This window comes from Pseudomonas sp. Y5-11, from assembly GCF_022368695.1.
In the GTDB taxonomy this organism is placed as follows: domain Bacteria; phylum Pseudomonadota; class Gammaproteobacteria; order Pseudomonadales; family Pseudomonadaceae; genus Aquipseudomonas; species Aquipseudomonas parakoreensis.
In genome coordinates this window covers 3265047-3289063 of sequence record NZ_CP058974.1, presented here as the reverse complement: position 1 = coordinate 3289063, position 24017 = coordinate 3265047, and the positions used below count along the sequence as shown (strand labels likewise).

Below are 24017 nucleotides of genomic sequence, written 5' to 3'. Positions count from 1 at the left end.
CCCATTTACATCGTGTTCCCATGAGTGCCATCCGCGTACGCAACGAACAATTGATCCTCGCCGCCGCCAGCGAAGAGTTCGCCGCCAACGGCTTCGACGCCACCCAGACCCGTGATATCGCCGCCCGCGCCGGCGTGCCCAAGGCCAACCTGTATTACTACTTTCAGACCAAGGAAAACCTCTATTCCAAGGTTTTGCTGGGGTTCGTCGAACCGCTGCTGGAAGCCTCGGCGGCGCTGCGCGAAAGCGACGACCCCATGATTGGCCTGCGCTCCTACGTCGCCGCGCGTATCCGCATCGCCCGCGAGCACCCGGCGATTGCCAAGGTGTTCAGCGGCGAGCTGCTGCTCGGTGGCCGTCAGCTACCGGACGAATGCCGCGACCTGCTGCACGCCGAAGCCCAGCGCAATGTCGACTGCCTGCGCAGCTGGATCGAACGCGGCCTGCTGGCGCCGGTGGACCCGGAACACCTGATGCTGTTCATCTGGTCGGCGACCCGCACCTACACCAACATTGGCTGGCAAATGGGCTGCATCACCGGGCGCCTGGTGCCGCAGGATGAGGATTATCAGACGGCGGCGGAGACGATTACGCGGATGGTGCTGGAGGGCGTCGTGGCACCGAGGGCTGGGGAGATTCGTGGGGGTTTGTTTGCGACGTGAGGTATGAGAGCTGCTACGCAGCCCGGCGCGAGCAAGCTCGCTCGCCACAGGGGATTTGGGCTGAGTATGGGAATCTGTTCACACCACCGGCCATTGTGGGAGCCAGCCTGCTGGCGATTGGGTTGGCACACCTGGCATCTTCATTGACCGATTCACCGCCATCGCTGGCAAGCCAGCTCCCACAGTGATCCCTGTTGTTCATGGATTTTGCGAACCATGCCAAACCTGTGGGAGCTGGCTTGCCAGCGATGAGGCCAGTAAGAACAACAGAAGTATTTGCGGGCTTCAGAATATGATCGCGGCGGCAGGTTTGACGTCGACCCGGGCCATGGCCCCCGTCAGGTGCGCCAGGTCCTTGTTGTGTTCGGCGATGATGTCTTCGGCGCTCATGTTGCCGTTGTCGAGGGTGGAATGAGCGTCTGCCACGAGGACGACGTCGTACCCCAGCTGATGGGCCTGGCGCACGGTGGCGTTGACGCAATAGTCGGTTTGCAGGCCGCAGATGATCAGGCGCTCGAAGTCTTCGCCGGGCAGCAGTTTGCCCAGCTCGGTCTGGTAGAACGAATCCGGGGTGGTTTTGCGTACGCGCAGGTCTTTGGCGGTTGTCAGCAGGCCATCGGCAAGTTGCCAGCCTTCGCCACCATGGGCCAGCGGGCTGTCCTTTTCTTCATGCTGAATCAGCACCACTGGCACGCTGGCCTTGCGCGCGCGCGTGCTGAGCTGGTTGATGGTGTCGATGACGCGGCGAATGTCGAAGCACTGATATTGGCCCGAGCAGAGAGCCTGTTGGACGTCGATGATCAGCAATGCGCTAGACATGATGGGCCTTCCTTGATCGAACGTTGAAACCGGGGCGGAGCAGCGCCCGCCCCCTTTTTACCCCTGTCAGTAGCCTAGTGACAATCCGGTATTGCGTCGTGGATCGTTGGCACCGTAGAAGCGGTTTTTGCCCACTGGCTTACCGCCCAGCGACGGTGCGCCGACCAGGATCGCGGCGATGTGATTGGCGTCCTGCGGCCCGGCGAACTTGTGGCCCCAGCTCTCGAGGAGCTTCTTCGTATCGGGGCTGGCCGCGAAGTCTTCGAGATTGGTTTCCTCAGGCATCCATTGCTGGTGGAAACGTGGCGCGTCCACCGCTTCCTGCAGGCCCATGCCATAGTCGATGACGTTGAGCATGGTCAGCAAGGTCGCCGTAATGATGCGGCTGCCACCCGGCGTACCGACCACCATCACCACTTTGCCGTCCTTGGTGACGATGGTCGGGCTCATCGACGACAGCGGAGTTTTGCCCGGAGCGATGGCATTGGCCTCGCCCTGCACGAGACCGTACATGTTCGGCACGCCGACCTTGGAGGTGAAGTCGTCCATTTCGTCGTTGAGGATCACCCCGGTCTTGCTCGCCATCACCCCGGCGCCGAACCAGTCGTTGAGGGTGTAGGTGACCGACACCGCGTTGCCCCACTTGTCGACGATCGAATAGTGCGTGGTGTTGTTGCCTTCATGGGGCGCGACGCCGGGTTTCAGTTCGGCGGAGATTCCGGCCTTCTGCGGCTGAATCGCGTTGCGCAGCTTGGTCGCGTAGTTCTTGTCCAGCAGATGCTCGATCGGGTTCTTCACAAAATCCGGGTCGCCCAGATAGCTGTTGCGGTCCACATAAGCGTGGCGCATCGCTTCGATCTGGTAGTGCATGCCCTGGGCCGAATGGAAGCCCAGGTCCTTCATCGGATAGCCTTCAAGAATGTTCATGATCTCGCAGATCACCACCCCGCCGGAGCTTGGCGGTGGCGCCGACACCACGTGGTAGCCGCGGTAATCGCACTCCACCGGGGCCAGTTCGCGGGTCTTGTATTTGTCGAGGTCGGCCTGGGTGATGATGCCCTTGTTGGCCTGACTGGAAGTGACAATGGCGTCGGCCACCCAGCCCTTATAGAAACCGTCAGCGCCTTTTTCCGAAATGGTGCGCAGGGTTTTCGCCAGATCCTTCTGCACCAGTTTCTGCCCGACCTGCATTGGCTCGCCGTTGTGCAGGAAGATCGAGCCGGAATCACGCATGTCCTTCTTGAATACATCGGTGGCGTAGTCCAGCAAATCGACGTCGCCCTGCTCCAGTTCGAAACCGTCTTCCGCCAGTTTGATCGCCGGGGCGATCATGTCCTTGCGCGGCTTGGTCCCGTACTTGCTCAGCGCCAGCTCCATGCCTGACACGGTGCCGGGCACTGCCACGGCGAGGTGACCGCGCGTGCTCAGGTCCGGGACGACGTTGCCGTCCTTGTCCAGGTACATGTTGGCGGTCGCCGCCAGCGGGGCTTTTTCGCGGAAGTCGAGGAAGGTCTTGCGCCCGTCCGCCAGTTGAATGGTCATGAAACCGCCACCGCCGAGGTTGCCTGCCGCGGGATACACCACCGCCAGCGCATAGCCCACAGCGACTGCCGCATCCACCGCGTTACCGCCACTTTTCAACACATCGACGCCGACATGGGAGGCCAGGTGTTGGGCAGTGACCACCATGCCGTTCTCGGCGGCAACCGGGGCCACGGAAGCGGCGTGGGCCATCAGGCAGCTCAGTGCCAGTGAAGTCGCGATCAGCGTTTTGGCCAAAGGTTCGTACTTCATGAGTCGATCTCTTTTTTGTTTTTGGGTTCTGTGCAGAGCAGAAGGGAACGCTGCAAAAGCACCAAGCAGTATGGTCGCTATTGCAATTTGCGCCTCCCCGATCAGCCAGTATGCTGGACGCCTTCGCCACGCAGATCCGGAGTTCTGCCCATGCCCTACACGTTCATCACCCTGCCCTCACCGGTCGGCGAACTGAAGCTGGTTGCGAACGGCGCACGACTGGCGGCCATCCTCTGGGAAAACGACAAACCGGGCCGGGTGCGCCTTGGTCCGATGAGCGCAGCACCGGATAATCCGCTGTTGCAACGAACCGCACAGCAGCTTGAAGAATACTTTGCCGGCAAGCGTGATCGCTTCGACCTGGAGCTGGATTTTGTCGGCACCGATTTTCAGAAAAAGGTCTGGGCAGCGTTGCTGACCATTCCGTTTGGCGAAACCCGTACCTACAGTCAGATCGCCGAGCAGATCGGAAACCCGACAGCCGTGCGTGCGGTGGGAGCGGCGAATGGGCGCAATCCGATTTCGATTGTGGCGCCGTGCCATCGGGTGATTGGCGCATCGGGAAAATTGACCGGATTTGCGGGTGGGCTTGAGGCCAAAGAGCGGTTGCTGGTGTTGGAGGGTGGTAACTGGTCTGACGTCGGTAGAACAGGCGACCTGTTTTAACCCTGTAAATACCCATCTGTGGCGAGGGAGCTTGCTCCCGCTCCAGTGCGCAGCACTGGCAAAAACCGGGGGCTGCTGCGCAGCCCGGCGGGAGCAAGCTCCCTCGCCACAATGGATTTGCGCTAAGTTCAGAGGTTGAACAGGTTATTCATCGCCGCATACTGCAACAGCATGATGGTCTTGGCATCGCAGATCTCACCACGGTGGAACGCCGCCAAGGCCTCATCGAAGCGCCATTCCAGCACGTCCAGTTCTTCGGTTTCTTCTTCGAGGCCGCCGCCCTCACTGACCTTCGATTTCGCGTCGTACTCGGCGATGAAAAAGTGCAGTTTCTCGGTCACCGAACCGGGGCTCATGTAAGCCTCGAACACCTTCTTCACGTCGTGAACGCGGTAACCGGTCTCCTCTTCGGCTTCGTCACGGATTCGCTGCTCCGGTGCCGCACCTTCCAGCAGACCTGCCGCCACTTCGATCAACAAGCCGTCGTGGCCGTTGACGAATACCGGCAAACGGAATTGGCGGGTCAGCACCACCGTGCGCTGTTCGCGGTTGAACAACAGGATCGCCGCTCCATTGCCCCGGTCGTAGACTTCGCGCGTCTGCCGCTGCCAGTCGCCGTTGTTGCGCAGGTAGTCAAAGGTGATCTTCTGCAACAGGTACCAGTCGTGGGACAACACCTGAGTGTCGACGATGTTGACCCGCTCGGCTGTCTTGATCATGACGCCTGATCCTTTGTCATCGGAAAACGCCCATAGTCGATTAATCGCGCCCACAAAAAAAGCCCGGCAGCGCTACCGGGCTTCTTTACCTGCGATTAACGGGCGATGCGCGACAACGCATCATCCGTTTCCTGCGCCGCTGTTCGAGCGCTGTGAATCAGCGGTCCATAACGCCGGCTGAACTCCCAGTTGTACGGCAGGCGATCCTTGCTGACGCCGTTGTCCCAGTTCACCGACCAGGTCATCAGGCCCTTGATCGGCAGCCCCTTGATCGCCAGACGCTTGAGCGCATTGCCCACGGCGGTGCTGTCGATCACATAACCGGTGGCAGCGGCATCGACGTTGGCCGGCAGGCCGATGACGAACTTGTCCGCCGGGATTCTGGTGAAGCCCCGGGTACCGGTCACCAGACTTTCGGTCAGGTAATAGAGGAAATCCTCTTTCAGCGCGTCGTTGTTCTGCGCGATCCACGCGCCATTGCCATTATTGGCTTCCGGTACCCAGACCCCGTCGCCGCCCTGGTTGTAGAACTGCGGCGCGATGAAGTCGTAATAGCCTTCCAGCGCCTGCAGGTAACCGACGTATTTGCCGTTGGTGGTCAGGTACGGAAACTCCGGGGCCATGCTGATGATGAAATGCTTGCCCTGGCCTGCGTAGTGATCCTTGACCAGCTTCAGCGCGGCCGGCAACACGGTCTTGTTGGCAGCGAAATCAATGGCGCTCTGTTCAAGATCGATGTCCAGCCCGTCAAAGCCATAGGTTTCCACCAGACGGATGATTTCATTGGCCAACGGCTGTTCCTGGCCGCTGCGCAATTCGATGTGTGCATCGGCGCCGCCCAGGGAGATCAGTACCGCCCGCCCCTGGCTGTTGAGCACGCCGACCTGGCGCCGGAACTCGGCATCGGAGACGTTGTACGGTTTGAAGGTCGGAATCCCGCTGCCCTTCATGAACGCCACCGCAACCACGTTGTACTCCTTGGGCACCGCCTCCAGAGCGATCTCGGCAAAGCGGCCCTGACGGTAGCCGTCACTCGGGCCGGCCGGCCAGTTGTGCCAGAAACCCATGAGAATTTTCTTGCCGGCGATGCTCGGCATCAGTGAAGCCGCGTCGGCGGCCTGACTGTGCATTAACGAAAAGTCGATATTTGACATGTTCTAATCCTTCAGAACCTGTGGGTTGAGCGTTTCGCCGTTATTTGAAGTCGACGTCGAACGCCTGATAGAACGCATTACCTGTGTTGGCGACGATCCACATCAACACGATGACGTGACGACCCTTTTTGCTGGCCGGCAACTTCACCGAATGATTGACCTTGGCCTTCAATTCCCCCGGATAGCTGTAATACGGCACCTGAGTGTAGAAGTCTTCGGCGAAAGGCTGCGCCTCGAGCTGTGCACGGGAAATACGCTGTTTCGGATCCCAGCCATCCTTGGTGATCATCCAGCGGTAGCCGCGGGTGGTGTGCGGCGCGGTATATTCCCACTTCACTTCCAGGGTCTGGCCCGGGGTGACGCTGAGCAACGGCCAGTTGAACGGACGGTTGAGCTTTTTGCTCATTTCCTCGTCGGTGAAGTTCACACAGTCACGGGCATCGGTTTTGCCACCGCTGAGAATGTAACCGTCGGCGGGCGGGGTGACGCTGTCGCTGTCACTGCCATAGGGCGCAGGAAAAGGTCCTGCCGTCAGCGCCGGGAAGTTCTTGCCGCCTTCCATTTCGTTGACCTGCCAGGCACCGAGCAATCCTTGCTCGATGGCGACCGCACCGCGGCTGGCTGGAGAGGTAACGCGCCCGTGTCGCAGCTGGGTTTGAGCTTGTGGTTGATTCATGTTTTTCACTCCGTTGATTTAAGAACTCTCCTGTCCGAGGAGAGGCCTTCAAGCTAACGGAGGTGGTTTTTTTGTCCATCGGCGGTTTTGTCGCAGGCAATCAGCGTCTCTAGTGGAAAACGCCGCAAATACTGGATTAATATACAGTCAATTGCGACAACGCCCACCTGACGCATGGCTAAAGACCTACACGCCGACACAGCAAAAACCCGCATTCATCACTCACTCCAGTTGTGCTTGGTATTCCTTTTCGTATTGCCCGGCGAGCTGTTCCTTTTGCTTGTCGTCGAGCAACTTGCCGGCCATCTGGAAGAATTTCTGCTCCTCCTCCTTGAGATGGTGATGAACCTTGTCGGAAAGTTTTTTTGCAGTGGCCAGCCACGCCGGGCTGGACATCTCGGTCTCATCCAGTTCTTCCATCATCTCGTCCATTTCATGGTGTTCCGAGATCGCGTGACGACTGAGATCGACGCCGTTGTCGAACTCCATCAGCGGAATGTAGAAGTGGCGTTCTTCGGCGGTCTCATGCGCCTGCAGTTCGGCCTTGAGCTGTTTGTAGGCTTCAACACGCTCCGGAGTATCACCGCTGGTTTCGACCAGAGCTTTGGCGTAATTGCGCTGACGGTCGTGGCTTTCGCGAAGGGCTTCGAAAATATTCATGGGGGGTCCTCATCAACCGCGTTCGAAATGACGCTGTAGAAGCTAGACCCCGACGCAACAGCGGCGGTTCCAAAGGGATGAGCAAGGACTTGGAAAGCGCCCGCCGGGCAGGATAGGCTGCGCGTTCACCTCACAAGGAAGTTGCGCATGACGTTGCGAATCGAGCTGTCGCAGAACCCTACGGAAGAACAGCGCAAGGCTATCCTCGAGCCGTTGATTGCGTACAACGACGCCCGGACCGGGGGCTCCACGTCGGAACCGTTCGCCCTGCTGGTGCGCGATGAACAGGACGCGATACTCGGCGGTTTGTATGGCCGGGTGATTTTCCAGTGGATGTACATCGAGTTGCTTTCGGTGCCGGAACAGGGGCGCGGCCAGGGTATTGGCTCGAGACTGATGACCATGGCCGAAGAGCTGGCCAACGAGAAGCGCTGCCTGGGCATCTGGCTGGATACCTTCGATTTTCAGGCGCCGGAGTTTTACAAGAAGTTGGGATTCAGCCAGTTTGGCGAGATCGTCGACTATCCGCCGGGGCATAGCCGGCATTATTTCCAGAAGCGCCTGAAAGGTTGAATCTCAAGAGCCCTTCGCGAGCAGGCTCGCTCCCACAATGGAATGCATTTCAAAAGTGGGAGCGGGCCTGCAGCCGCTCAGCGCAATATCAAAGACAGGTCGCCAACCCCGCCAATCGCCGCTTGGCGACAAAATCATCCTTCTGCACGTAGTAATTGAGCACCGTCCCCGACGCATCGCTGGTCACGTCGACAAACGATTCCGCCGAACGGGTATACACCGTCGAGCCGCCCTTCTTGCCCGGTTGCAGATACGCGCCGGCGTCCACGCCAAACACCGCCTCGTCCTGCCAGGCGAATTGCACGCACTGGGCCACGACTTTCTCGGGCTTGTCCGAGGTCAGAACCTTGTAAGGGGCTTTGGTGCGAGAATCGTCCATCACCGAGCCCGCGCAGCCCGCCAGCACGGTCGCAGCCAGCGCTACCATCAGAATTCGCATTGCATTCGCTCATTCAGAAAAAAGCGGACTGTATCATCGCAACCGGCAAAATCGTTCTGCTTTACTGCATTTATAGCGCGACACACGCCGGCCGCTCCGGCACCCTAGGGTCATCAGCCTGACAAGGAATACACATGGCGCCCACCGACCAGCGACATGAACAAGCCCTGAAACTGTTTCTCGACGCGCGCCCCGAATTGCGCGAAACCCTCGATCACCTCAACCCGCTGTTGGCCCAGGCCAAGGGCGAAACCCCGGCGCAGTATCGTGAGGAGCGCCTGCACGAAGCCTTCGAGGCTGAGGCGGAGAATCAAGGCCTGTTCGCTTGGGAACTGACCTTGCAGCTCACGGCGCAAACGCCCGGGGAGTACCAGGCTCAGCGCATGGAGGTGCACCGCGAAGTGGCGGAAATGGCCCACATGAGCTGGGCCGATTACTGCGATCTGTATGGGTTGGAACCTTAACCGCCGCTCAAGGATATCGTCACCGATGCTACCCTCCACGTCGACTCACCGCGCCACGTCCGGGCATTTGCATCGGCAGAAATGGCGTGGGCGTATCGGTCTGGCACTGGTGGCAAGTCTATCCGTGCTGGCAGGCATGACCGATGCTATCGGCTTCATGGCCAGCGGCGATTTCGTTTCCTTCATGAGCGGCAACACCACGCGGCTGGCGGTGGCGATCAGTGACGGTGACTTCGGACTGACGCTGCGCCTGGTCATTCTCGTCGTCACGTTCGTGATCGGTAACGCTTTGGGCATCGTCATCGGGCGCCTCAGTGGCCGGCGCACACTGCCCTTGCTGCTGTGCATCGCCACCCTGCTGTGCTTCGCGGCCGCGTGGCCGTATGACACGCAACTGCCGGCGCTGCTGGCGGCGATCATCGCGATGGGCATGCTTAACGCGGCGGTCGAGGAAGTGAATGGTCTGCCGGTCGGCCTGACCTACGTGACCGGCGCGCTATCGCGGTTCGGCCGTGGGCTCGGCCGCTGGATGCTCGGCGAACGCCGTAACGGCTGGCGGGTGCAACTGGTGCCATGGAGCGGGATGTTCATCGGCGCGATTCTCGGCGCAGTGCTGGAACATCATTTCGGGCTTCGGGCGCTGTTCGCCAGCGGCTTGCTGGCGGCGGCGCTCGGTGTGCTGTCGCTGAGCATTCCGCGGCGCTGGCAACTGGGCTATATGCCGCGCTGATCGAAACCTCACTCCCCCCCTGTAGGAGCTGTCGAGTGAAACGAGGCTGCGATCTCTTGATCTTGCTTGTAAAGATCAAGAGATCGCAGCGTGCCGCAGCTCCTACATGGATTCGCACTATGACCGATAGCAGCAGGCGGACAGTTATTCCCGCGTAATCGGTGTGTGCAACTTGGGTTTCGCGGCTGCCTTCATAAAGCTTTATCATGGCCGCAGTTTTGCTGATCGAGTCCGTCATGAAGTTCGCCATTGCGCTGTTTTCCGCCGCCCATGCGCCCTCCTCGCGCCGTGCCCTGCTGTTTGCTCAGGCGGCGCTGGCTGGTGGGCATGAGATTGTCCGGTTGTTTTTCTATCAGGACGGCGTCTACAACGCCTCCGCCGCAGTGGTCACCCCGCAGGACGAACTGGACCTGCCCAAACAGTGGCGTGCGTTCATCACCGAGCAACAACTGGACGGCGTGGTATGCATTGCCGCCGCCCTGCGTCGTGGCGTACTGAATGACGAAGAGGCCAGGCGTTATCAGCGTGATGCCGTTGCGGTCAGCGCGCCGTGGGAGTTGTCCGGCCTCGGCCAGTTGCACGATGCGGTGCAGGACGCCGATCGACTGATCTGTTTCGGAGGTGCGTGAGATGGCCAAATCCCTGTTGATCATCAGCCGCCAGTCGCCATGGTCCGGCCCCGGCGCCCGCGAGGCGCTGGACATCGTGCTGGCCGGCGGCGCGTTCGATCTGCCGATCGGCCTGCTGTTTCTCGATGACGGCGTACTGCAATTGGCCGCCGGACAGAACGCCAAGGCCCTGCAACAGAAAGACCTGAGCGCCAACCTGCAGGCGCTGCCGATGTTCGGCGTTGAAGAACTGTTCTACTGCACCGACAGCGCCAGCGCCCGTGGCCTGAGCACGCTGTCGCTGGACGAAGCGCAGCCGCTCGGCGCCAGCGAAATCACCGCCCTTATTGACCGTTACGACCAGGTGATCACCCTCTGATGTCGACTTTGCATGTGTTGTCTCATTCCCCGTTCGGCGACGAACGCCTGAACAGTTGCCTGCGCGTGATCGGCGCTGCCGACGCCTTGCTGTTGTCCGGAGACGCGGTGTATGCCCTGCAACCCGGCACCGCGCCATTCGCCAAGCTGAACGAGCGCCGGGTCAAGCTGTTCGCCCTCGCCGAAGACCTGCAGGCCCGCGCCATCGTTGCTCCCGACTGGGCCGAGGCTATCGACTATCCAGCGTTCGTCGAACTGTCGATCCACCACGACAAGGTCAACAGCTGGCTATGAATTCGATGACTGTAGGCGCCCGCGCCATCGACCTGGACAAGGACGGCTTTCTGGTCGACCTCGACGACTGGTCCCATGACGTCGCCAGCGCCCTTGCCGCTGCCGAGGAAATCGAACTGACTGCCGAACACTGGGAAATCCTCGAACTGCTGCGCAACTTCTACGCGGAATTTCAGCTATCGCCAGCCACCCGTCCATTGATCAAATACACCGCACTCAAACTCGGCCCGGACAAAGGCAACAGCCTGCACCTGAACCGATTGTTCAAAGGCACCCCTGCCAAACTCGCCGCGAAACTGGCGGGCCTGCCCAAACCGACGAATTGCCTATGACCGACTTTCCAGCGCTGACCCTCGAAACGCCCGCCGAGCACCCGTTCGCGCAGTTCGTGCGAATCCTTGGCAAGGGCAAACGCGGCGCACGCGACCTGACCCGTGAAGAGGCCCGGGAAGCCATGGGCATGGTGCTCGACGACAAGGTCGAAGACACCCAGCTCGGAGCCTTTCTGATGCTGCTGCGGCACAAGGAAGAAAGCGCCGAGGAAATGGCCGGTTTCACCGAGGCCCTGCGCGAGCGCCTGGCAGCGCCAACGCTGAATGTCGATCTGGACTGGCCGACCTATGCCGGCAAGAAGCGCCACCTGCCGTGGTACCTGCTGGCGGCCAAGTGCCTGGCGCAGAACGGCGTGCGCATCTTTATGCACGGCGGCGGCGCGCATACCGCCGGGCGTCTGTATACCGAACAACTGCTTGGCGTGCTGGACATCCCGCTGTGCCGCACGTGGCAGCAGGTCGGCAACGCGCTGGACAACGGCGGCCTGGCGTTCATGCCGCTGATGGACTGGGCGCCGCAGTTGCAGAAGATGATCGACCTGCGCAACACCATGGGCCTGCGCTCGCCGATCCATTCGCTGGCACGGATTCTCAACCCGCTGCGCGCCCGTTGTGGCCTGCAAAGTATTTTTCATCCGGGCTATCAAGCCGTGCATCGCGAGGCCAGCGGTCTGCTCGGCGACACGGCGATCGTGGTCAAGGGCGACGGCGGCGAGATCGAGATCAACCCGGATGCCGACAGCCATCTGTACGGCACCAAGGGCGGCGAGAGCTGGGACGAAGAATGGCCGCAACTGTCGAGCCAGCGCCACGTCAAACCGGCCTCGCTGGACGTTGAACATCTCAAAGCGGTGTGGCGTGGCGACGTGGTCGACAGCTATCCGCAAATGGCCCTGATCTCGACCATGGCCCTGGCCTTGCGTGGCCTCGGGCAAAGCCGCGAGCAAGCGTTCGAAACCGCCGAGCAATACTGGGCGGCGCGCAAAAAATCGATTTAACCGATCATAGACGCCCGATTTTTGCGCTTTTTGTTCGAACTCATCGGAATAGACTCGGCTCCAACGCTTATTGGATTCAGGAGTCTTGATCATGGGTTTACTCGTCGATGGCCGCTGGCAGGACAAGTGGTACGAAAGCAGCAAGGATGGCGCGTTCCAGCGCGAACAGGCGCAACGTCGCCACTGGGTCACCGCTGACGGCCAGCCCGGGCCGAGCGGTGAAGGCGGTTTCGCCGCCGAAGCCGGGCGCTATCACCTCTATGTATCGCTCGCCTGCCCGTGGGCACACCGCACGTTGATCCTGCGCAAGCTCAAAGGTCTGGAAAGCCTGATCGACGTGTCCGTGGTCAGCTGGCTGATGCTGGAAAACGGCTGGACCTTCGACAAGGCCTTGGGCTCGACCGGCGACAAGCTCGATCACTTTGACTTCATGCACCAGCGCTACACCGCCGACACCCCGGATTACACCGGGCGCGTCACCGTGCCGGTGTTGTGGGACAAGAAACTCAAGCGCATTGTCAGCAATGAGTCGGCGGAAATCATCCGCATGTTCAACAGCGCCTTCGATGGCCTGACCGGTAACGAGCTGGACTTCTACCCGGCACCGTTACGTGGCGAGATCGATGCACTGAACGAGCGGATTTATCCGGCGGTGAACAACGGCGTATATCGCGCCGGCTTCGCCACCTCGCAACACGCCTACGAAGAGGCGTTCGATGAAGTGTTTGCCGAACTGGATCATCTGGAGCGAGTGCTGGGCGCCAATCGTTACCTGACTGGCGAATACCTGACTGAAGCAGACGTGCGTCTTTTCACCACGATGATTCGCTTCGATGCGGTGTACCACGGGCACTTCAAGTGCAATCTGCGGCGAATTGCCGATTATCCGAACCTGTCGAACTGGCTGCGTGAGCTGTATCAGTGGCCGGGGATTGGCGAGACCGTGGATTTTCAGCACATCAAAAATCACTACTACGGTAGCCACAAGACCATCAATCCCACGGGGATTGTGCCGAAGGGGCCAGAGCAGGATTTCAGTGTGGCGCATGACCGGGAGCGCCTGAATGCGAAAGGGGTTTGGTTGAAGGGCTAACAGCAAAAGCAAAAGATCGCAGCCTGCGGCAGCTCCTACAGGGAACGCATTCTCATGTAGGAGCTGCCGCAGGCTGCGATCTTTTTGCTTTGACTCAAACTTGCGCCTGAGCCCCTTCGAACCACGCCAGTTTCTCGCGCAACTGCACCACTTCACCCACAATCACCAGCGTCGGCGCATGCACTTCATGCTCCGCCACCAGGCGTGGCAGGTCCGCCAGCGTCCCGGTAAAGACCCGCTGATTGACCGTCGTGCCCTGCTGGATCAACGCCGCCGGGGTGTCCGCGCGGCGACCGTGCTTGATCAACTGCTCGCAGATCACCGGCAAGCCCACCAGGCCCATGTAGAACACCAGCGTCTGCGCCGGGGCGACGAGGTCGGCCCACGGCAGATCGGTGGAACCGTCCTTCAGGTGACCGGTGACGAAACGCACCGATTGCGCGTAATCGCGATGGGTCAACGGAATCCCGGCATACGCCGCGCAACCGCTGGCCGCCGTGATCCCCGGCACCACCTGGAACGGAATGCCATGGGCCGCCAGCTCTTCGATCTCTTCACCGCCGCGACCGAAGATGAACGGGTCACCGCCCTTCAAGCGCACCACCCGCTTACCGGCCTTGGCCAGGTCCACCAGTTGCTGATTGATCTGGTCCTGCGGAACCGCATGGTCGGAGCGACGCTTGCCGACGTAGACACGCTCGGCATCGCGACGGCACAGCTCAAGAATCGCCGGCGCGACCAAGCGGTCGTAAAGCACCACGTCGGCTTGCTGCATCAAGCGCAAGGCGCGGAAGGTCAGCAGGTCCGGATCGCCCGGTCCGGCGCCCACCAGATACACCTCACCGGTGGTGATGTCCGCCTCGCCATCAATCTTGGCCTGCAACAGACGCTCGGCCTCGGCGCCCTGCCCCGCCAGTTGCCTGTCGGCAATCGGGCCCTGGAACACGTCTTCCCAGAACCCGCGACGCTGCTGCACATCCGGCAACAGGTTTTTCACCTGATTGCGGAAACGTGCGGCAAGGCCGGCCAACTGGCCGTAAGTCGAAGGAATCCAGGTTTCGATCTTGGCGCGAATCAGCCGCGCCAGCACTGGCGCATCGCCGCCGCTGGACACCGCGATGATCAGCGGCGAGCGATCGACGATCGCCGGGAAGATCACGCTGCACAACTGCGGCGCGTCGACCACGTTGACCGGCACGCAACGTCGATGGGCATCGCTGGAGACCTGGGCGTTGAGCGTTTCATCGTCGGTGGCGGCGATGATCAGGCCGCAGCCGTCCAGATCCGCTTCCACATAACCACGCAACAGGCATTCACCACCGCTGGCAGTGACCAGTTCGCGCAGTTGCGCTTCGATTTCAGGTGCGACCACCCGCAGCAGCGCACCGGCATCGGCCAGCAGGCGGGATTTGCGCAAGGCAATTTCCCCCCCACCGACCACCAACACACGACTGCCGCGCAGGTTGTGAAACAGCGGCAGATATTTCATTTAGCCGATGACCTCAAGGCCACCCATGTACGGTTTCAGTACGTCCGGCACGCGGATCGAACCGTCGGCCTGCTGGTAGTTTTCCAGCACGGCAACCAGTGTACGACCGACCGCCAGGCCGGAACCGTTCAGGGTGTGTACCAGTTCAGGCTTGCCGGTTTCCGGGTTACGGAAACGCGCTTGCATACGGCGGGCCTGGAAGTCGCCGCAGTTGGAGCACGAGGAAATTTCGCGGTACTTGTCCTGGCTCGGAATCCACACTTCCAGGTCGTAGGTCTTCACGGCGCTGAAGCCCATGTCGCCGGTGCACAGCGCCAGGGTGCGATAAGGCAGACCCAGCAGTTGCAGGACTTTTTCGGCGTTGGCGGTCAGGCCTTCCAGTGCTTCCATCGAGGTCGACGGCTCGACGATCTGGACCATTTCAACCTTGTCGAACTGGTGCTGACGGATCATCCCGCGAGTGTCACGACCCGATGCGCCGGCTTCGCTGCGGAAGCACGGAGTGTGGGCGACGAACTTGATCGGCAGCAGTTTCGAATCGACGATTTCACCGGCCACGATGTTGGTCAGCGACACTTCAGCAGTCGGGATCAGGTACAGATCGGCTTCGCCTTCGCGAGCGATCTTGAACAGGTCTTCTTCGAACTTCGGCAACTGACCGGTGCCTTGCAGCGCCGGAGCCTGAACCAGATAAGGCGTGTAGGCCTCTTCGTAGCCATGCTCGTTGACATGCAGGTTGATCATGAACTGCGCCAGGGCGCGATGCAGGCGAGCAATCGGACCACGCAGCAAGGCGAAACGGGCGCCGGAGAGCTTGGCGGCGGTCTCGAAGTCCAGCCAGCCGAACTTCTCGCCCAGCGCAACGTGGTCTTTCACTTCGAAATCGAACTGCGTCGGCGTGCCCCAGCGGCGCACTTCGACGTTGTCGTCTTCGTCTTTGCCGACCGGTACCGATTCGTGCGGCAGGTTGGGGATACCCAGCAGGATCGAGTCCAGTTCGGTCTGGATCGCGTCCAGCTCGACTTTACCGGCACTCAGCTCGCCCGCCATGCGCTCGACGTCCGCCATCAGCGGCGCGATGTCTTCGCCGCGCTGCTTGGCCTGTCCGATGGATTTGGAACGCGCGTTACGCTCAGCCTGCAGTGCTTCGGTGCGGGTCTGGACGGTCTTGCGCTGTTCTTCCAGCGCTTCGATGCGCGCGGTATCCAGGGCAAAGCCACGGGAAGCCAGGCGGTCCGCTACGTCCTGAAGGTTGCTACGTAACAGTTTGGAATCGAGCATGTCGGTTTCTCGTTATCAAAGTTTGGTCAAGGACAGGCCGGCCCATGTCGCGAGCAGCCCGCCGAATACGCTGATCGCCGCATAGCCCAGGGCCAGCGGCACTTGCCCGCTTTCCAGCAGGCGCACCGTATCCAGTGAAAAGGATGAAAAAGTCGTCAGCCCCCCGAGGAAGCCGACCATCAACCCGGCGCGCACCTCGATCGGCACCTCCGGGCGTATCAAAAACAGGCCGTACAACACGCCAATCAGCAGACAGCCCACGATATTAACGGCCAGCGTCGCGGTATAGAAGTGCCGCGGCCAATTGGCGTTGACCCAATTAGCGGTGGCGAAGCGCAACAGCGTGCCGGCGATTCCGCCGACGGAGACCGCAACAATCAATGGAAGCACTATTTTCTCCGCTGTCTTGGGCTTAAACGGTCGAGTTGGGCGAGGTGGTTGAGCTTCTCGCCGATCTTCAATTCCAGGCCACGAGGCACCGGTTGATAGAACGGAATGGGCTCGAGCTCTTCCGGGAAATAATCTTCGCCGGCGGCATAGGCGTCCGGTTCGTCGTGGGCGTAGCGGTATTCGTCGCCATAGCCCAATTGCTTCATCAGCTTGGTCGGTGCATTGCGCAAGTGCAGCGGCACTTCCAGCGAACCGTATTCGGCAGCGGCGCGCAGTGCAGTCTTGAAACCCATGTACACCGCGTTGCTTTTCGGCGCACAGGCGAGATAGGTGATGGCCTGGGCCACCGCCAGTTCGCCTTCCGGGCTACCAAGACGCTCCTGCACTTCCCACGCCGCCAGGCACAGGCTCAGCGCGCGCGGATCGGCGTTGCCGATGTCTTCGCTGGCCATGCGCACCACGCGTCGCGCCAGGTACAACGGATCGCAACCGCCATCGATCATCCGCGCGAACCAGTACAGCGCGCCATCAGGGTTGGAACCGCGTACCGATTTGTGCAGCGCGGAGATCTGGTCGTAGAACGCTTCGCCGCCCTTGTCGAAGCGCCGTCGGGTGTCGCCGAGCAGGCTTTGCAGGAGCTCGGTGCCCATTTCGCTGTTGTCTTCGGCCAGGTCCGAAGCGTTCTCCAGCAGATTGAGCAGGCGCCGGCCATCGCCATCGGCGGCAGACAGCAGCATCTGGAAGCCTTCATCGCTGAGGGTCAGGTTGCGCTTGCCCAGGCCACGCTCTTCGGTGAGTGCGCGGTGCACCAGTTTGCGCAGTGCTGTCTCGTCGAGGCTTTTCAGCACATAGACGCGAGCCCGCGACAACAACGCGTTGTTCAATTCAAACGAAGGGTTTTCAGTGGTGGCGCCGATGAAAATCAGCGTGCCGTCTTCAACGTAGGGCAGGAAGGCATCCTGCTGCGATTTGTTGAAGCGGTGCACTTCATCGACGAACAGAATCGTGCGCTTGCCGTACTGGCCGGCCTGCTGCTTGGCGATTTCCACCGCCTGACGGATTTCCTTGACCCCGGCGAGCACTGCCGAGACCGTTTCGAAATGCGCGTCCGAGACTTCCGCGAGCAAGCGCGCCAGGGTGGTCTTGCCCACACCCGGCGGCCCCCAGAAGATCATCGAATGCAGGGCACCCTGCTCCAGCGCCTCACGCAGAGGCTTGCCGCGAGCGAGCACGTGCTCCTGACCGACGTACTCATCCAGATTGGTCGCGCGCAAACGCGCGGCCAGCGGCTGGGCAATCGGTGCACTGCGAAACAGATCCATCACGTAGCGTTGAAACCTCTGATTGTCTGAAACCGGTTGGAATACCTGTGGACACCTGTTGGTGACCCTGTGGTGAGGGGATTTATCCCCGATGGACTACGCAGCAGTCACCTTTTTTGGGGCTGCTTTGCAGCCCATCGGGGATAAATCCCCTCGCCACAAAAGCTCCAGGCCACAAGAACCCGACCCGGGATCCGGGGTTTATTCCTGGATAACGTCAGCACCCTTCGGGATGTCGAACTTGAACTTCGACGCCGGCACCGCTTCGTTGGCCTTGACCCCGGTGAACAGAATGTTGGTGCGCTGGCCGACGCTGTCGATCAGTTGCATGTCATTCACCAGGCCGTTGCGGAACGACAGACGCAGACTGTCGAACAGAGTGTCCTTGGTCTTCGGCTTGAGGGTGAAGTCGATCACGCCGCCCGCCTCTTTGGCACTGATCTCAAAGCTCTGGCTGATCTTCGACACGTCACCGGAGAGCAGCAGCGCCGGGGTCTGAGTCAGACGCTCGTCGAGCTTCTTGATGGTCGCCTGCTCCAGATCCGGATCCCACAGGGTGACCTTCTTGCCGTCGGAAACCATGGTCTGCTCGTTTGGTGCTTCGGTGTGCCAGTAGAACAGGCCCGGACGCTGCAGGACCATATCACCGCGAGTTTCCTGCAACTGGGTGCCGCTACCATCGAGGGTCAGCTGGGAGAAGTTCGCGGTCAGGGTTTTCGATGTTTCCAGCAATTGAGTCAGACGCGCCACGTCCTTGTCATCGGCGTGGGCCGTGAGCGTGGTCAGCGCCAGTACTGGCAACAGCATGCGGATAAGACGCATGGGAGTCCTCTTGAATACTCGTTGGGAGAGCGGCGGCACATCATTGTCCCGCCTCTTGCTTGGCAATCAGTCGCGCACCGGGCCGGGAGCCAGAACTTCACGCGAACCGTTGGTGTTCATTGAGGTGACGACCCCGGCCATTTCCATGGCTTCGATCATGCGCGCGGCGCGGTTGTAACCGATCTTCAGCTTGCGCTGTACCGCAGAAATCGACGCCCGGCGGCTTTCCAGCACGAACTGCACGGCTTCGTCGTAGAGCGCGTCGGTCTCGGCATCATCACCGTCGCCACCACCGCTGCTGCCTTCAAAGCCGCTGCCCGCCTCTTCGACACCGTTGAGGATGTCATCGTTGTATTCCGGTGCGCCACGCAGTTTCCACGCTTCCACCACGCGGTGTACTTCATCGTCGGAAACGAACGCGCCGTGTACCCGGATCGGCAGGCTGGTGCCCGGCGGCATGTAGAGCATGTCACCGTGCCCGAGCAGTTGCTCGGCGCCGCCCTGATCGATGATGGTCCGCGAGTCGATCTTGCTCGACACCTGGAACGCCATACGGGTCGGAATGTTGGCTTTGATCAGACCGGTGATCACGTCCACAGAAGGACGCTGGGTCGCGAGGATCAAGTGGATACCGGCGGCACGTGCCTTCTGCGCGATACGGGCGATCAGTTCTTCGACCTTCTTGCCGACGATCATCATCATGTCGGCGAATTCGTCGACCACCACAACGATGGTCGGCAGCTTCTGCAGCAATGGCGCTTCGTCGTGAATGCTTTCGCGCTTGTACAGCGGGTCGCTCAACGGCTCGCCGGCGTCCTGGGCTTCCTTGACCTTGGCATTGAAGCCCGAAAGGTTACGCACGCCCATCTTCGCCATCAGCTTGTATCGGCGCTCCATCTCGGCAACGCTCCAGCGCAGGGCGTTGGCGGCGTCCTTCATGTCGGTCACTACCGGGCACAGCAGGTGCGGAATGCCTTCGTAGATCGACAGCTCGAGCATTTTCGGGTCGATCATGATCAGTTTGGCGTCGTCCGGGCCGGACTTGAACAGGATCGACAGGATCATCGCGTTCACGCCCACCGACTTACCGGAACCGGTGGTACCGGCCACCAGCAGGTGCGGCATCTTGGCCAGGTCGGTGATGACCGGTTTGCCGCCAATGTCGTGGCCCAGGGCCAGAGTGACCGGCGACTTGAAGTTGTCGTACTCGGGGGTCGACAGCACTTCGGAGAAACGCACGATCTGCCGGTCTTCGTTGGGAATTTCGATACCGACCGTGGTCTTGCCCGGAATCACCTCGACCACGCGCACGCTGGTCACCGCCAGCGAACGTGCGAGGTCTTTGGCCAGGTTGGCGATGCGGCTGACCTTGACGCCAGCGGCAGGCTGAATTTCGTAACGGGTAATCACCGGTCCAGGATGGATCGAATCCACGGTGACTTCGACGCCGAACTCCTTGAGCTTGATCTCCAGCAAGTGGCCGACGGCAGCCAGGGATTCCGGCGAATAATTGAGTTGTTTCTTTTCCGCCGGATCGAGAATCGAGATCGGCGGCAAAGTACCTTCCACGGCGCTGTCGACGAACAACGGCACCTGCTTCTCTTTCTGCACGCGCTTGCTTGGCTCCGGTGCTTTGACCGGCGCCGGGGCGATGACCGGGGGCACCTGCTTCTCGCGATCCGACATGTGCTTGCTCAAGGCCTGCTCGCGCTCGATGAGGCGCTCCTTGACCTTGGCCTGTTCACGTTTGTCGGTGACGGTCGGCGCCACGACGTCGTGGACGCGGTCATCAACCTCACGCAACTGCGCGACCAGTTGCTTGCGCTCGGTACGGGCCGACCACCAGCGGTTGATCGCGCCCTGAAACAGTTCGAACAGGTCGAGGGTGATCTTGCCGGTGACGTCCATCACCTTGAACCACGACAGGTCGGTGAACACCGTCAGGCCAAACAGGAACAACGCGATGAACAGCAGCGTGCTGCCCTGGATATTCAGCGCGTTGCGCGCCAGATCACCGAGACTTTCGCCCAGCGCCCCGCCCGCACCCGCCGGCAGACCGGTGGCAGCATGGAAATGGATATGCGCCAGCGCAGCGCCGGACAGTACCAGGAACACCAGACCGATCAGGCGCCAGGAGAACAGCCAGCCGCTCCACTGCCACGGCTCGTGACGCTGACGGAAGATCTGGTAGGCCTTGACCGCGAGCAGCAGCGGGAAAATATATGCGAAATAACCCAGCACCATGAACAGGATATCGGCGCTGTAGGAGCCGGCCGGGCCGCCGAAGTTCTGCACGTCGTCGATCTTGCTGTTGTGGCTCCAGCCCGGATCGTCCTTGCCGTAGGTCAGCAGGGCCATCATCAGGAACAGGCACAAGGCACCGATGGCGATCAATGCACCTTCCTTGAGCCGGTAGTGCAATTGCTGGCGCCAGAGCGGAACGACTGTTTTTGGTGCTGCGGTGGATTTCTTCAAAACGCTTCTTTTCCTGCGCCCAAGGCGCGTCCATCTATTGAATGACGATAAAAAACTGCCCAATCCAGGCAGGTAAAAAAGTGAACCGGCGCATCTGAGACTACTTTTAACACTGTGCCGCAGCTTTTATAAACACAGCTATAAACACAGCGCTCTACAAATATTCTGTAACAGCCCGGCATTGTACGGGTTTGCGCGGCTGATGCCATGCTTCAAACCCCTTAGCTGAGCATAGCCAACCGCACAAATCCTGCGGTTCAATTTGAGCATGCATTGTCTTTTGTGACAAAGGCTTATGAGGTGTATTTGATGAACGCAGCGAAGCATTCACGCCTGATCATTCCTGGCTCCGGCCCTGCCGGCTGCAGCGCCGCCGTATACGCCGCCCGCGCCAACCTCAAACCGGTGGTCATTACCGGCTTGCAGGCGGGTGGTCAGCTCACCACCGTCGAAGGCGACAATTGGCCCGGCGACGTCGAAGGCCTCACCGGCCCGGTACTGATGGAGCGCATGCAGAGACACGCCGAACGCTTTGCCACCGAGATCGTTTACGACCACATCCACACCGCCAAGTTGCAGCAGCGCCCGTTCGAACTCATCGGCGACAGCGGCACTTATACCTGCGACGCCCTGATCATCGCCACCGGCGCTTCGGCGCAGTATCCGGGACTGGCCTCGGAAGAAAACGTCGCGAGCAAAGGGGGGTCGGCTCGTGCGACCTGTGACGGCTTTTTCTACCGCAATCAGGTGGCCGCCGTAGCGGACGGCGGCAACACTGCCGTCGAGGAAGCCGTGTACCTGTCGAACATTGCGAAGTATCTGGACGACATTCCTGTCATTTAACGGCACACTTTATCGCGGGCCTCGGGCCCGCACCGCCCTCCCCTTCTGCAAGCCTGGACGCCATGCTGACTTGGTTACAACGCAATTCCCTGACTTTCCCGCCCTTGGAAAGGGCCATGCGCGATCCCAATGGATTGCTGGCCGCCGGTGGCGACCTGTCCGCCGACCGCCTGGTGCAGGCTTACCGGCACGGCTGTTTTCCATGGTTTTCCGAGGGCCAGCCAATCCTCTGGTGGTCGCCGGATCCGCGCACCGTTCTGTTTCCCGACGAACTGCATGTCTCGCGCAGCCTCGGCAAGCTGCTGCGCAAGCAACGCTACCAGGTGACCTTCGATCGGGATTTCGCAGCCGTGATTCGCGCCTGCGCCGCGCCCCGGGACTACGCCGATGGCACCTGGATTACCGAAGCGATGCAGGACGCCTACCTCGAACTGCACCGCCGCGGCTTCGCCCACTCGGTCGAGGTCTGGGATGAGGGACAACTGGTCGGCGGCCTGTATGGCCTGGCGATGGGTCAGCTGTTTTTTGGAGAATCGATGTTCAGCCGCGCCGACAACGCCTCCAAATATGGCTTTGCCACGCTGGTGCAGCATCTGAAAGAGGCGGGATTCGTTCTGATTGATTGCCAGATGCCGACCGATCATCTGCACAGCCTCGGCGCCCGGGCGATCCCCCGCCACGAATTCGCCAACTACCTGGCCCGCCACCTGGACCAATCCAGTCGCGCCACCTGGGTTTGCTGAGCGACTTTTGCGCGCGTGGCTTACACTTAATTCACCAGCTTATCCCGAGGGTTGATCATGACCGAGTTGGCGCGCTTGAAGTTCTATGCCACTCAGCCTCATTCCTGCAGTTATCTGCCCGAGGAGCAGGCGACGACGCTGTTTCTCGACCCGAGTCAGCCCATGGATGTGCACGTCTACGCAGACCTGTCGGAAATGGGCTTTCGCCGCAGCGGCGATCATCTGTATCGGCCCCATTGCCAGAATTGCAATGCGTGCGTGCCTGCACGCATCCCGGTATCGCAGTTCAACCCCAACCGCCAGCAGAAACGCATTTTCAAACGCAATGCCGATCTGCAGGTGCGCCCGGTGAAACCGCATTTCAGCGAAGAATATTTCGACCTGTACCAGCGCTATATCGAACAGCGACACGCCGACGGCGACATGTACCCGCCAAGCCGCGACCAGTTCTCGACCTTTCTGGTGCGCGACCTGCCTTTCTCGCGCTTCTATGAATTTCGACTCGACGGACGGTTACTCGCCGTTGCTGTGACCGATCTGCTGCCCAACGGCTTGTCGGCGGTCTACACCTTTTACGAACCTGACGAGGAGCGCCGCAGCCTGGGGCGCTTCGCGATCCTGTGGCAAATCGCCGAAAGCCAGCGCCTGGGGCTGGAAGCGGTGTATCTCGGATACTGGATCAAGAACTGCAAAAAGATGAACTACAAGACCCAATATCGCCCCATCGAATTGCTGATCAATCAGCGCTGGGTAATCCTGAACTAATCGCAAGCCCTAAACCCCTTGGCTTGAACCCCCTTTTTCGGGCACAATGCACGCCGCTTTTGCCTGGCGCAGTTGCACCGGGCCATTCATTGGACACCGAGGGCTTTACTGCATGTCGAAAGAAGACAGCTTCGAAATGGAAGGCACTGTCGTCGACACCCTGCCCAACACCATGTTTCGTGTGGAGTTGGAAAATGGGCACGTCGTAACCGCGCATATCTCCGGCAAGATGCGCAAGAACTACATTCGTATTCTTACCGGTGACAAAGTGCGCGTCGAGCTGACGCCCTATGACTTGAGCAAAGGGCGCATCACTTACCGCGCTCGCTAATCAAGTCAATACAAGACGCCCGGTTTATGCCGGGCGTTTTTGTTTGTCTGGGATTTGGGTTTTTGTTTTGCGGGCATATCCGTTGCTGCGGTGATGGCTTCTGGCGGTTTCGCTCTTACAGCGAGTCACCTTTTCCAAACGCCGAAAAGGTAACCCAAAAGGCTTTGCCCCGGCGTACGGCACTTCGCTGAGGCTCAGTGTTCCCTCGCTACGGTGCCCATCCGGGGGCATCGCCTACGGTTTGCTTCGCTGCACCTCCTCTCGATGCATGCGGCTTCGCCGCACGGCGCTGCGCGCCTACCCCCGGATGAACACCTTCGCTCGGCCTGCCGAAGGGGCAAAAAATCAAAAGCCAAGTCAAGATCAAAAGCCAGAGCCAGAGCCAGAGCCAGATCAAAAGATCGCAGCCTTCGGCAGCTCCTACAGGGGATTGGGTGTATTCAGTTAGAAATTTGGTCGGCTGTCAGGCCGCCATCGCTGGCAAGCCAGCTCCCACA

At 60.4% G+C, this 24017-nt stretch carries 26 protein-coding genes and 2 pseudogenes; 15 read left to right on the top strand and 13 right to left on the bottom strand.

Annotated features, from left to right (window positions below):
- The first annotated feature begins 20 nt into the window (after nucleotides 1–20).
- Nucleotides 21–662 (top strand): TetR/AcrR family transcriptional regulator, encoded by a 642-nt coding sequence (locus tag HXW87_RS14645; RefSeq protein ID WP_239776424.1) that lies wholly within the window; start codon nucleotides 21–23, stop codon nucleotides 660–662.
- 285 nt (nucleotides 663–947) lie between these two features.
- Here HXW87_RS14645 and HXW87_RS14640 read toward each other — a convergent pair whose 3' ends face one another.
- Nucleotides 948–1481 (bottom strand): cysteine hydrolase family protein, encoded by a 534-nt coding sequence (locus HXW87_RS14640; protein WP_239776423.1) that lies wholly within the window; start codon nucleotides 1479–1481, stop codon nucleotides 948–950.
- Nucleotides 1482–1547: 66 nt separating this feature from the next.
- Complete coding sequence (gene ggt / locus HXW87_RS14635) at nucleotides 1548–3275, bottom strand: gamma-glutamyltransferase (protein ID WP_182404288.1); 1728 nt, start codon at nucleotides 3273–3275, stop codon at nucleotides 1548–1550.
- A gap of 150 nt (nucleotides 3276–3425) precedes the next feature.
- On the opposite strand from ggt, the gene HXW87_RS14630 reads away from it, so the two are divergent.
- A complete protein-coding gene (locus tag HXW87_RS14630; RefSeq protein ID WP_239776422.1) occupies nucleotides 3426–3941 on the top strand; it encodes a methylated-DNA--[protein]-cysteine S-methyltransferase in 516 nt (171 codons plus the stop codon).
- 128 nt (nucleotides 3942–4069) lie between these two features.
- Here the strand turns inward: HXW87_RS14630 and HXW87_RS14625 are convergent, their stop codons facing one another.
- The 4 genes and pseudogenes from HXW87_RS14625 to HXW87_RS14610 all read right to left on the bottom strand — a co-directional run bounded on the left by HXW87_RS14625 (nucleotide 4070) and on the right by HXW87_RS14610 (nucleotide 7150).
- Entirely contained in the window at nucleotides 4070–4660 is a 591-nt protein-coding gene (locus HXW87_RS14625; RefSeq protein WP_095666933.1) for an NUDIX domain-containing protein, read from the bottom strand.
- Nucleotides 4661–4812: 152 nt separating this feature from the next.
- Nucleotides 4813–5814, bottom strand: a pseudogene (locus tag HXW87_RS14620) (chitinase); the annotation flags it as partial.
- A 40-nt stretch (nucleotides 5815–5854) separates the two neighbouring features.
- Nucleotides 5855–6490: a lytic polysaccharide monooxygenase auxiliary activity family 9 protein gene (locus HXW87_RS14615; protein WP_047295087.1), complete on the bottom strand. Its 636-nt coding sequence runs from the start codon at nucleotides 6488–6490 to the stop codon at nucleotides 5855–5857.
- A 222-nt stretch (nucleotides 6491–6712) separates the two neighbouring features.
- Complete coding sequence (locus HXW87_RS14610; RefSeq protein WP_041074240.1) at nucleotides 6713–7150, bottom strand: hemerythrin domain-containing protein; 438 nt, start codon at nucleotides 7148–7150, stop codon at nucleotides 6713–6715.
- Nucleotides 7151–7297: 147 nt separating this feature from the next.
- Between HXW87_RS14610 and HXW87_RS14605 the strand changes: the two genes are divergently transcribed.
- Entirely contained in the window at nucleotides 7298–7723 is a 426-nt protein-coding gene (locus HXW87_RS14605) for a GNAT family N-acetyltransferase (protein WP_239776421.1), read from the top strand.
- Nucleotides 7724–7811: 88 nt separating this feature from the next.
- On the opposite strand, the gene HXW87_RS14600 is transcribed toward HXW87_RS14605, so the two are convergent.
- Nucleotides 7812–8162 carry a hypothetical protein gene (locus HXW87_RS14600; protein WP_041074236.1) on the bottom strand — a complete coding sequence of 117 codons (351 nt, stop codon included), beginning with the start codon at nucleotides 8160–8162 and terminating at the stop codon, nucleotides 7812–7814.
- Nucleotides 8163–8296: 134 nt separating this feature from the next.
- Here HXW87_RS14600 and HXW87_RS14595 point away from each other — a divergent pair, with 134 nt between their 5' ends.
- From HXW87_RS14595 to HXW87_RS14560, 8 genes are all read left to right on the top strand, one after another.
- Nucleotides 8297–8626 carry a DUF6388 family protein gene (locus HXW87_RS14595; protein ID WP_047295092.1) on the top strand — a complete coding sequence of 110 codons (330 nt, stop codon included), beginning with the start codon at nucleotides 8297–8299 and terminating at the stop codon, nucleotides 8624–8626.
- Nucleotides 8627–8651: 25 nt separating this feature from the next.
- Nucleotides 8652–9356 carry a YoaK family protein gene (locus HXW87_RS14590; RefSeq protein ID WP_239776420.1) on the top strand — a complete coding sequence of 235 codons (705 nt, stop codon included), beginning with the start codon at nucleotides 8652–8654 and terminating at the stop codon, nucleotides 9354–9356.
- A 236-nt stretch (nucleotides 9357–9592) separates the two neighbouring features.
- On the top strand, nucleotides 9593–9985 hold the full coding sequence (gene tusD / locus HXW87_RS14585; protein ID WP_182404285.1) for a sulfurtransferase complex subunit TusD: 393 nt from the start codon (nucleotides 9593–9595) through the stop codon (nucleotides 9983–9985).
- A gap of 1 nt (nucleotide 9986) precedes the next feature.
- Complete coding sequence (gene tusC, locus HXW87_RS14580) at nucleotides 9987–10343, top strand: sulfurtransferase complex subunit TusC (RefSeq protein WP_047295096.1); 357 nt, start codon at nucleotides 9987–9989, stop codon at nucleotides 10341–10343.
- A complete protein-coding gene (gene tusB / locus HXW87_RS14575; protein WP_182404284.1) occupies nucleotides 10343–10636 on the top strand; it encodes a sulfurtransferase complex subunit TusB in 294 nt (97 codons plus the stop codon). Before tusC ends, tusB begins: the two co-directional genes overlap by 1 nt.
- Nucleotides 10633–10968: a TusE/DsrC/DsvC family sulfur relay protein gene (locus tag HXW87_RS14570; protein ID WP_182404283.1), complete on the top strand. Its 336-nt coding sequence runs from the start codon at nucleotides 10633–10635 to the stop codon at nucleotides 10966–10968. The genes tusB and HXW87_RS14570 overlap by 4 nt, the downstream gene beginning before the upstream one ends.
- Nucleotides 10965–11966: a glycosyl transferase family protein gene (locus HXW87_RS14565; protein ID WP_182404282.1), complete on the top strand. Its 1002-nt coding sequence runs from the start codon at nucleotides 10965–10967 to the stop codon at nucleotides 11964–11966. Before HXW87_RS14570 ends, HXW87_RS14565 begins: the two co-directional genes overlap by 4 nt.
- 91 nt (nucleotides 11967–12057) lie before the next feature.
- A complete protein-coding gene (locus HXW87_RS14560) occupies nucleotides 12058–13059 on the top strand; it encodes a glutathione S-transferase family protein (protein ID WP_239776419.1) in 1002 nt (333 codons plus the stop codon).
- A 94-nt stretch (nucleotides 13060–13153) separates the two neighbouring features.
- Here HXW87_RS14560 and cysG read toward each other — a convergent pair whose 3' ends face one another.
- The 6 genes from cysG to HXW87_RS14530 all read right to left on the bottom strand — a co-directional run bounded on the left by cysG (nucleotide 13154) and on the right by HXW87_RS14530 (nucleotide 20838).
- Nucleotides 13154–14548, bottom strand: a complete 1395-nt coding sequence (gene cysG, locus HXW87_RS14555) for a siroheme synthase CysG (RefSeq protein ID WP_121184795.1) — start codon at nucleotides 14546–14548, stop codon at nucleotides 13154–13156.
- Nucleotides 14549–15829 (bottom strand): serine--tRNA ligase, encoded by a 1281-nt coding sequence (gene serS / locus HXW87_RS14550; RefSeq protein ID WP_003223852.1) that lies wholly within the window; start codon nucleotides 15827–15829, stop codon nucleotides 14549–14551.
- Nucleotides 15830–15844: 15 nt separating this feature from the next.
- Entirely contained in the window at nucleotides 15845–16219 is a 375-nt protein-coding gene (gene crcB, locus HXW87_RS14545) for a fluoride efflux transporter CrcB (RefSeq protein WP_041074221.1), read from the bottom strand.
- Complete coding sequence (locus HXW87_RS14540) at nucleotides 16219–17541, bottom strand: replication-associated recombination protein A (protein ID WP_003223849.1); 1323 nt, start codon at nucleotides 17539–17541, stop codon at nucleotides 16219–16221. The genes crcB and HXW87_RS14540 overlap by 1 nt, the downstream gene beginning before the upstream one ends.
- A gap of 201 nt (nucleotides 17542–17742) precedes the next feature.
- Complete coding sequence (gene lolA, locus HXW87_RS14535; protein ID WP_041074219.1) at nucleotides 17743–18363, bottom strand: outer membrane lipoprotein chaperone LolA; 621 nt, start codon at nucleotides 18361–18363, stop codon at nucleotides 17743–17745.
- A 66-nt stretch (nucleotides 18364–18429) separates the two neighbouring features.
- Nucleotides 18430–20838, bottom strand: coding sequence for a DNA translocase FtsK (locus HXW87_RS14530; RefSeq protein ID WP_095666941.1), 2409 nt, complete (start codon nucleotides 20836–20838; stop codon nucleotides 18430–18432).
- Between the two features lie 309 nt (nucleotides 20839–21147).
- Here HXW87_RS14530 and HXW87_RS14525 point away from each other — a divergent pair.
- The 4 genes and pseudogenes from HXW87_RS14525 to infA all read left to right on the top strand — a co-directional run.
- Nucleotides 21148–21654 (top strand): annotated as a pseudogene (locus HXW87_RS14525) (FAD-dependent oxidoreductase); the annotation flags it as partial.
- A gap of 89 nt (nucleotides 21655–21743) precedes the next feature.
- The gene (gene aat / locus HXW87_RS14520) at nucleotides 21744–22424 is read left to right on the top strand and encodes a leucyl/phenylalanyl-tRNA--protein transferase (protein WP_239776418.1); all 681 of its coding nucleotides are present in this window, start codon (nucleotides 21744–21746) and stop codon (nucleotides 22422–22424) included.
- A gap of 57 nt (nucleotides 22425–22481) precedes the next feature.
- Complete coding sequence (locus tag HXW87_RS14515; RefSeq protein ID WP_182404278.1) at nucleotides 22482–23189, top strand: arginyltransferase; 708 nt, start codon at nucleotides 22482–22484, stop codon at nucleotides 23187–23189.
- 112 nt (nucleotides 23190–23301) lie between these two features.
- A complete protein-coding gene (gene infA / locus HXW87_RS14510; protein WP_002553999.1) occupies nucleotides 23302–23520 on the top strand; it encodes a translation initiation factor IF-1 in 219 nt (72 codons plus the stop codon).
- Nucleotides 23521–24017 lie beyond the last annotated feature (497 nt).

Bases quoted from the DNA above. Each gene is read 5' to 3' on its own strand.
- HXW87_RS14645 (WP_239776424.1), top strand. From the start codon at position 21: ATGAGTGCCATCCGCGTACGCAACGAACAATTGATCCTCGCCGCCGCC.
- HXW87_RS14640 (WP_239776423.1), bottom strand. From the start codon at position 1,481: ATGTCTAGCGCATTGCTGATCATCGACGTCCAACAGGCTCTCTGCTCG.
- ggt (WP_182404288.1), bottom strand. From the start codon at position 3,275: ATGAAGTACGAACCTTTGGCCAAAACGCTGATCGCGACTTCACTGGCA.
- HXW87_RS14630 (WP_239776422.1), top strand. From the start codon at position 3,426: ATGCCCTACACGTTCATCACCCTGCCCTCACCGGTCGGCGAACTGAAG.
- HXW87_RS14625 (WP_095666933.1), bottom strand. From the start codon at position 4,660: ATGATCAAGACAGCCGAGCGGGTCAACATCGTCGACACTCAGGTGTTG.
- HXW87_RS14615 (WP_047295087.1), bottom strand. From the start codon at position 6,490: ATGAATCAACCACAAGCTCAAACCCAGCTGCGACACGGGCGCGTTACC.
- HXW87_RS14610 (WP_041074240.1), bottom strand. From the start codon at position 7,150: ATGAATATTTTCGAAGCCCTTCGCGAAAGCCACGACCGTCAGCGCAAT.
- HXW87_RS14605 (WP_239776421.1), top strand. From the start codon at position 7,298: ATGACGTTGCGAATCGAGCTGTCGCAGAACCCTACGGAAGAACAGCGC.
- HXW87_RS14600 (WP_041074236.1), bottom strand. From the start codon at position 8,162: ATGCGAATTCTGATGGTAGCGCTGGCTGCGACCGTGCTGGCGGGCTGC.
- HXW87_RS14595 (WP_047295092.1), top strand. From the start codon at position 8,297: ATGGCGCCCACCGACCAGCGACATGAACAAGCCCTGAAACTGTTTCTC.
- HXW87_RS14590 (WP_239776420.1), top strand. From the start codon at position 8,652: ATGCTACCCTCCACGTCGACTCACCGCGCCACGTCCGGGCATTTGCAT.
- tusD (WP_182404285.1), top strand. From the start codon at position 9,593: ATGAAGTTCGCCATTGCGCTGTTTTCCGCCGCCCATGCGCCCTCCTCG.
- tusC (WP_047295096.1), top strand. From the start codon at position 9,987: ATGGCCAAATCCCTGTTGATCATCAGCCGCCAGTCGCCATGGTCCGGC.
- tusB (WP_182404284.1), top strand. From the start codon at position 10,343: ATGTCGACTTTGCATGTGTTGTCTCATTCCCCGTTCGGCGACGAACGC.
- HXW87_RS14570 (WP_182404283.1), top strand. From the start codon at position 10,633: ATGAATTCGATGACTGTAGGCGCCCGCGCCATCGACCTGGACAAGGAC.
- HXW87_RS14565 (WP_182404282.1), top strand. From the start codon at position 10,965: ATGACCGACTTTCCAGCGCTGACCCTCGAAACGCCCGCCGAGCACCCG.
- HXW87_RS14560 (WP_239776419.1), top strand. From the start codon at position 12,058: ATGGGTTTACTCGTCGATGGCCGCTGGCAGGACAAGTGGTACGAAAGC.
- cysG (WP_121184795.1), bottom strand. From the start codon at position 14,548: ATGAAATATCTGCCGCTGTTTCACAACCTGCGCGGCAGTCGTGTGTTG.
- serS (WP_003223852.1), bottom strand. From the start codon at position 15,829: ATGCTCGATTCCAAACTGTTACGTAGCAACCTTCAGGACGTAGCGGAC.
- HXW87_RS14540 (WP_003223849.1), bottom strand. From the start codon at position 17,541: ATGGATCTGTTTCGCAGTGCACCGATTGCCCAGCCGCTGGCCGCGCGT.
- lolA (WP_041074219.1), bottom strand. From the start codon at position 18,363: ATGCGTCTTATCCGCATGCTGTTGCCAGTACTGGCGCTGACCACGCTC.
- aat (WP_239776418.1), top strand. From the start codon at position 21,744: ATGCTGACTTGGTTACAACGCAATTCCCTGACTTTCCCGCCCTTGGAA.
- HXW87_RS14515 (WP_182404278.1), top strand. From the start codon at position 22,482: ATGACCGAGTTGGCGCGCTTGAAGTTCTATGCCACTCAGCCTCATTCC.
- infA (WP_002553999.1), top strand. From the start codon at position 23,302: ATGTCGAAAGAAGACAGCTTCGAAATGGAAGGCACTGTCGTCGACACC.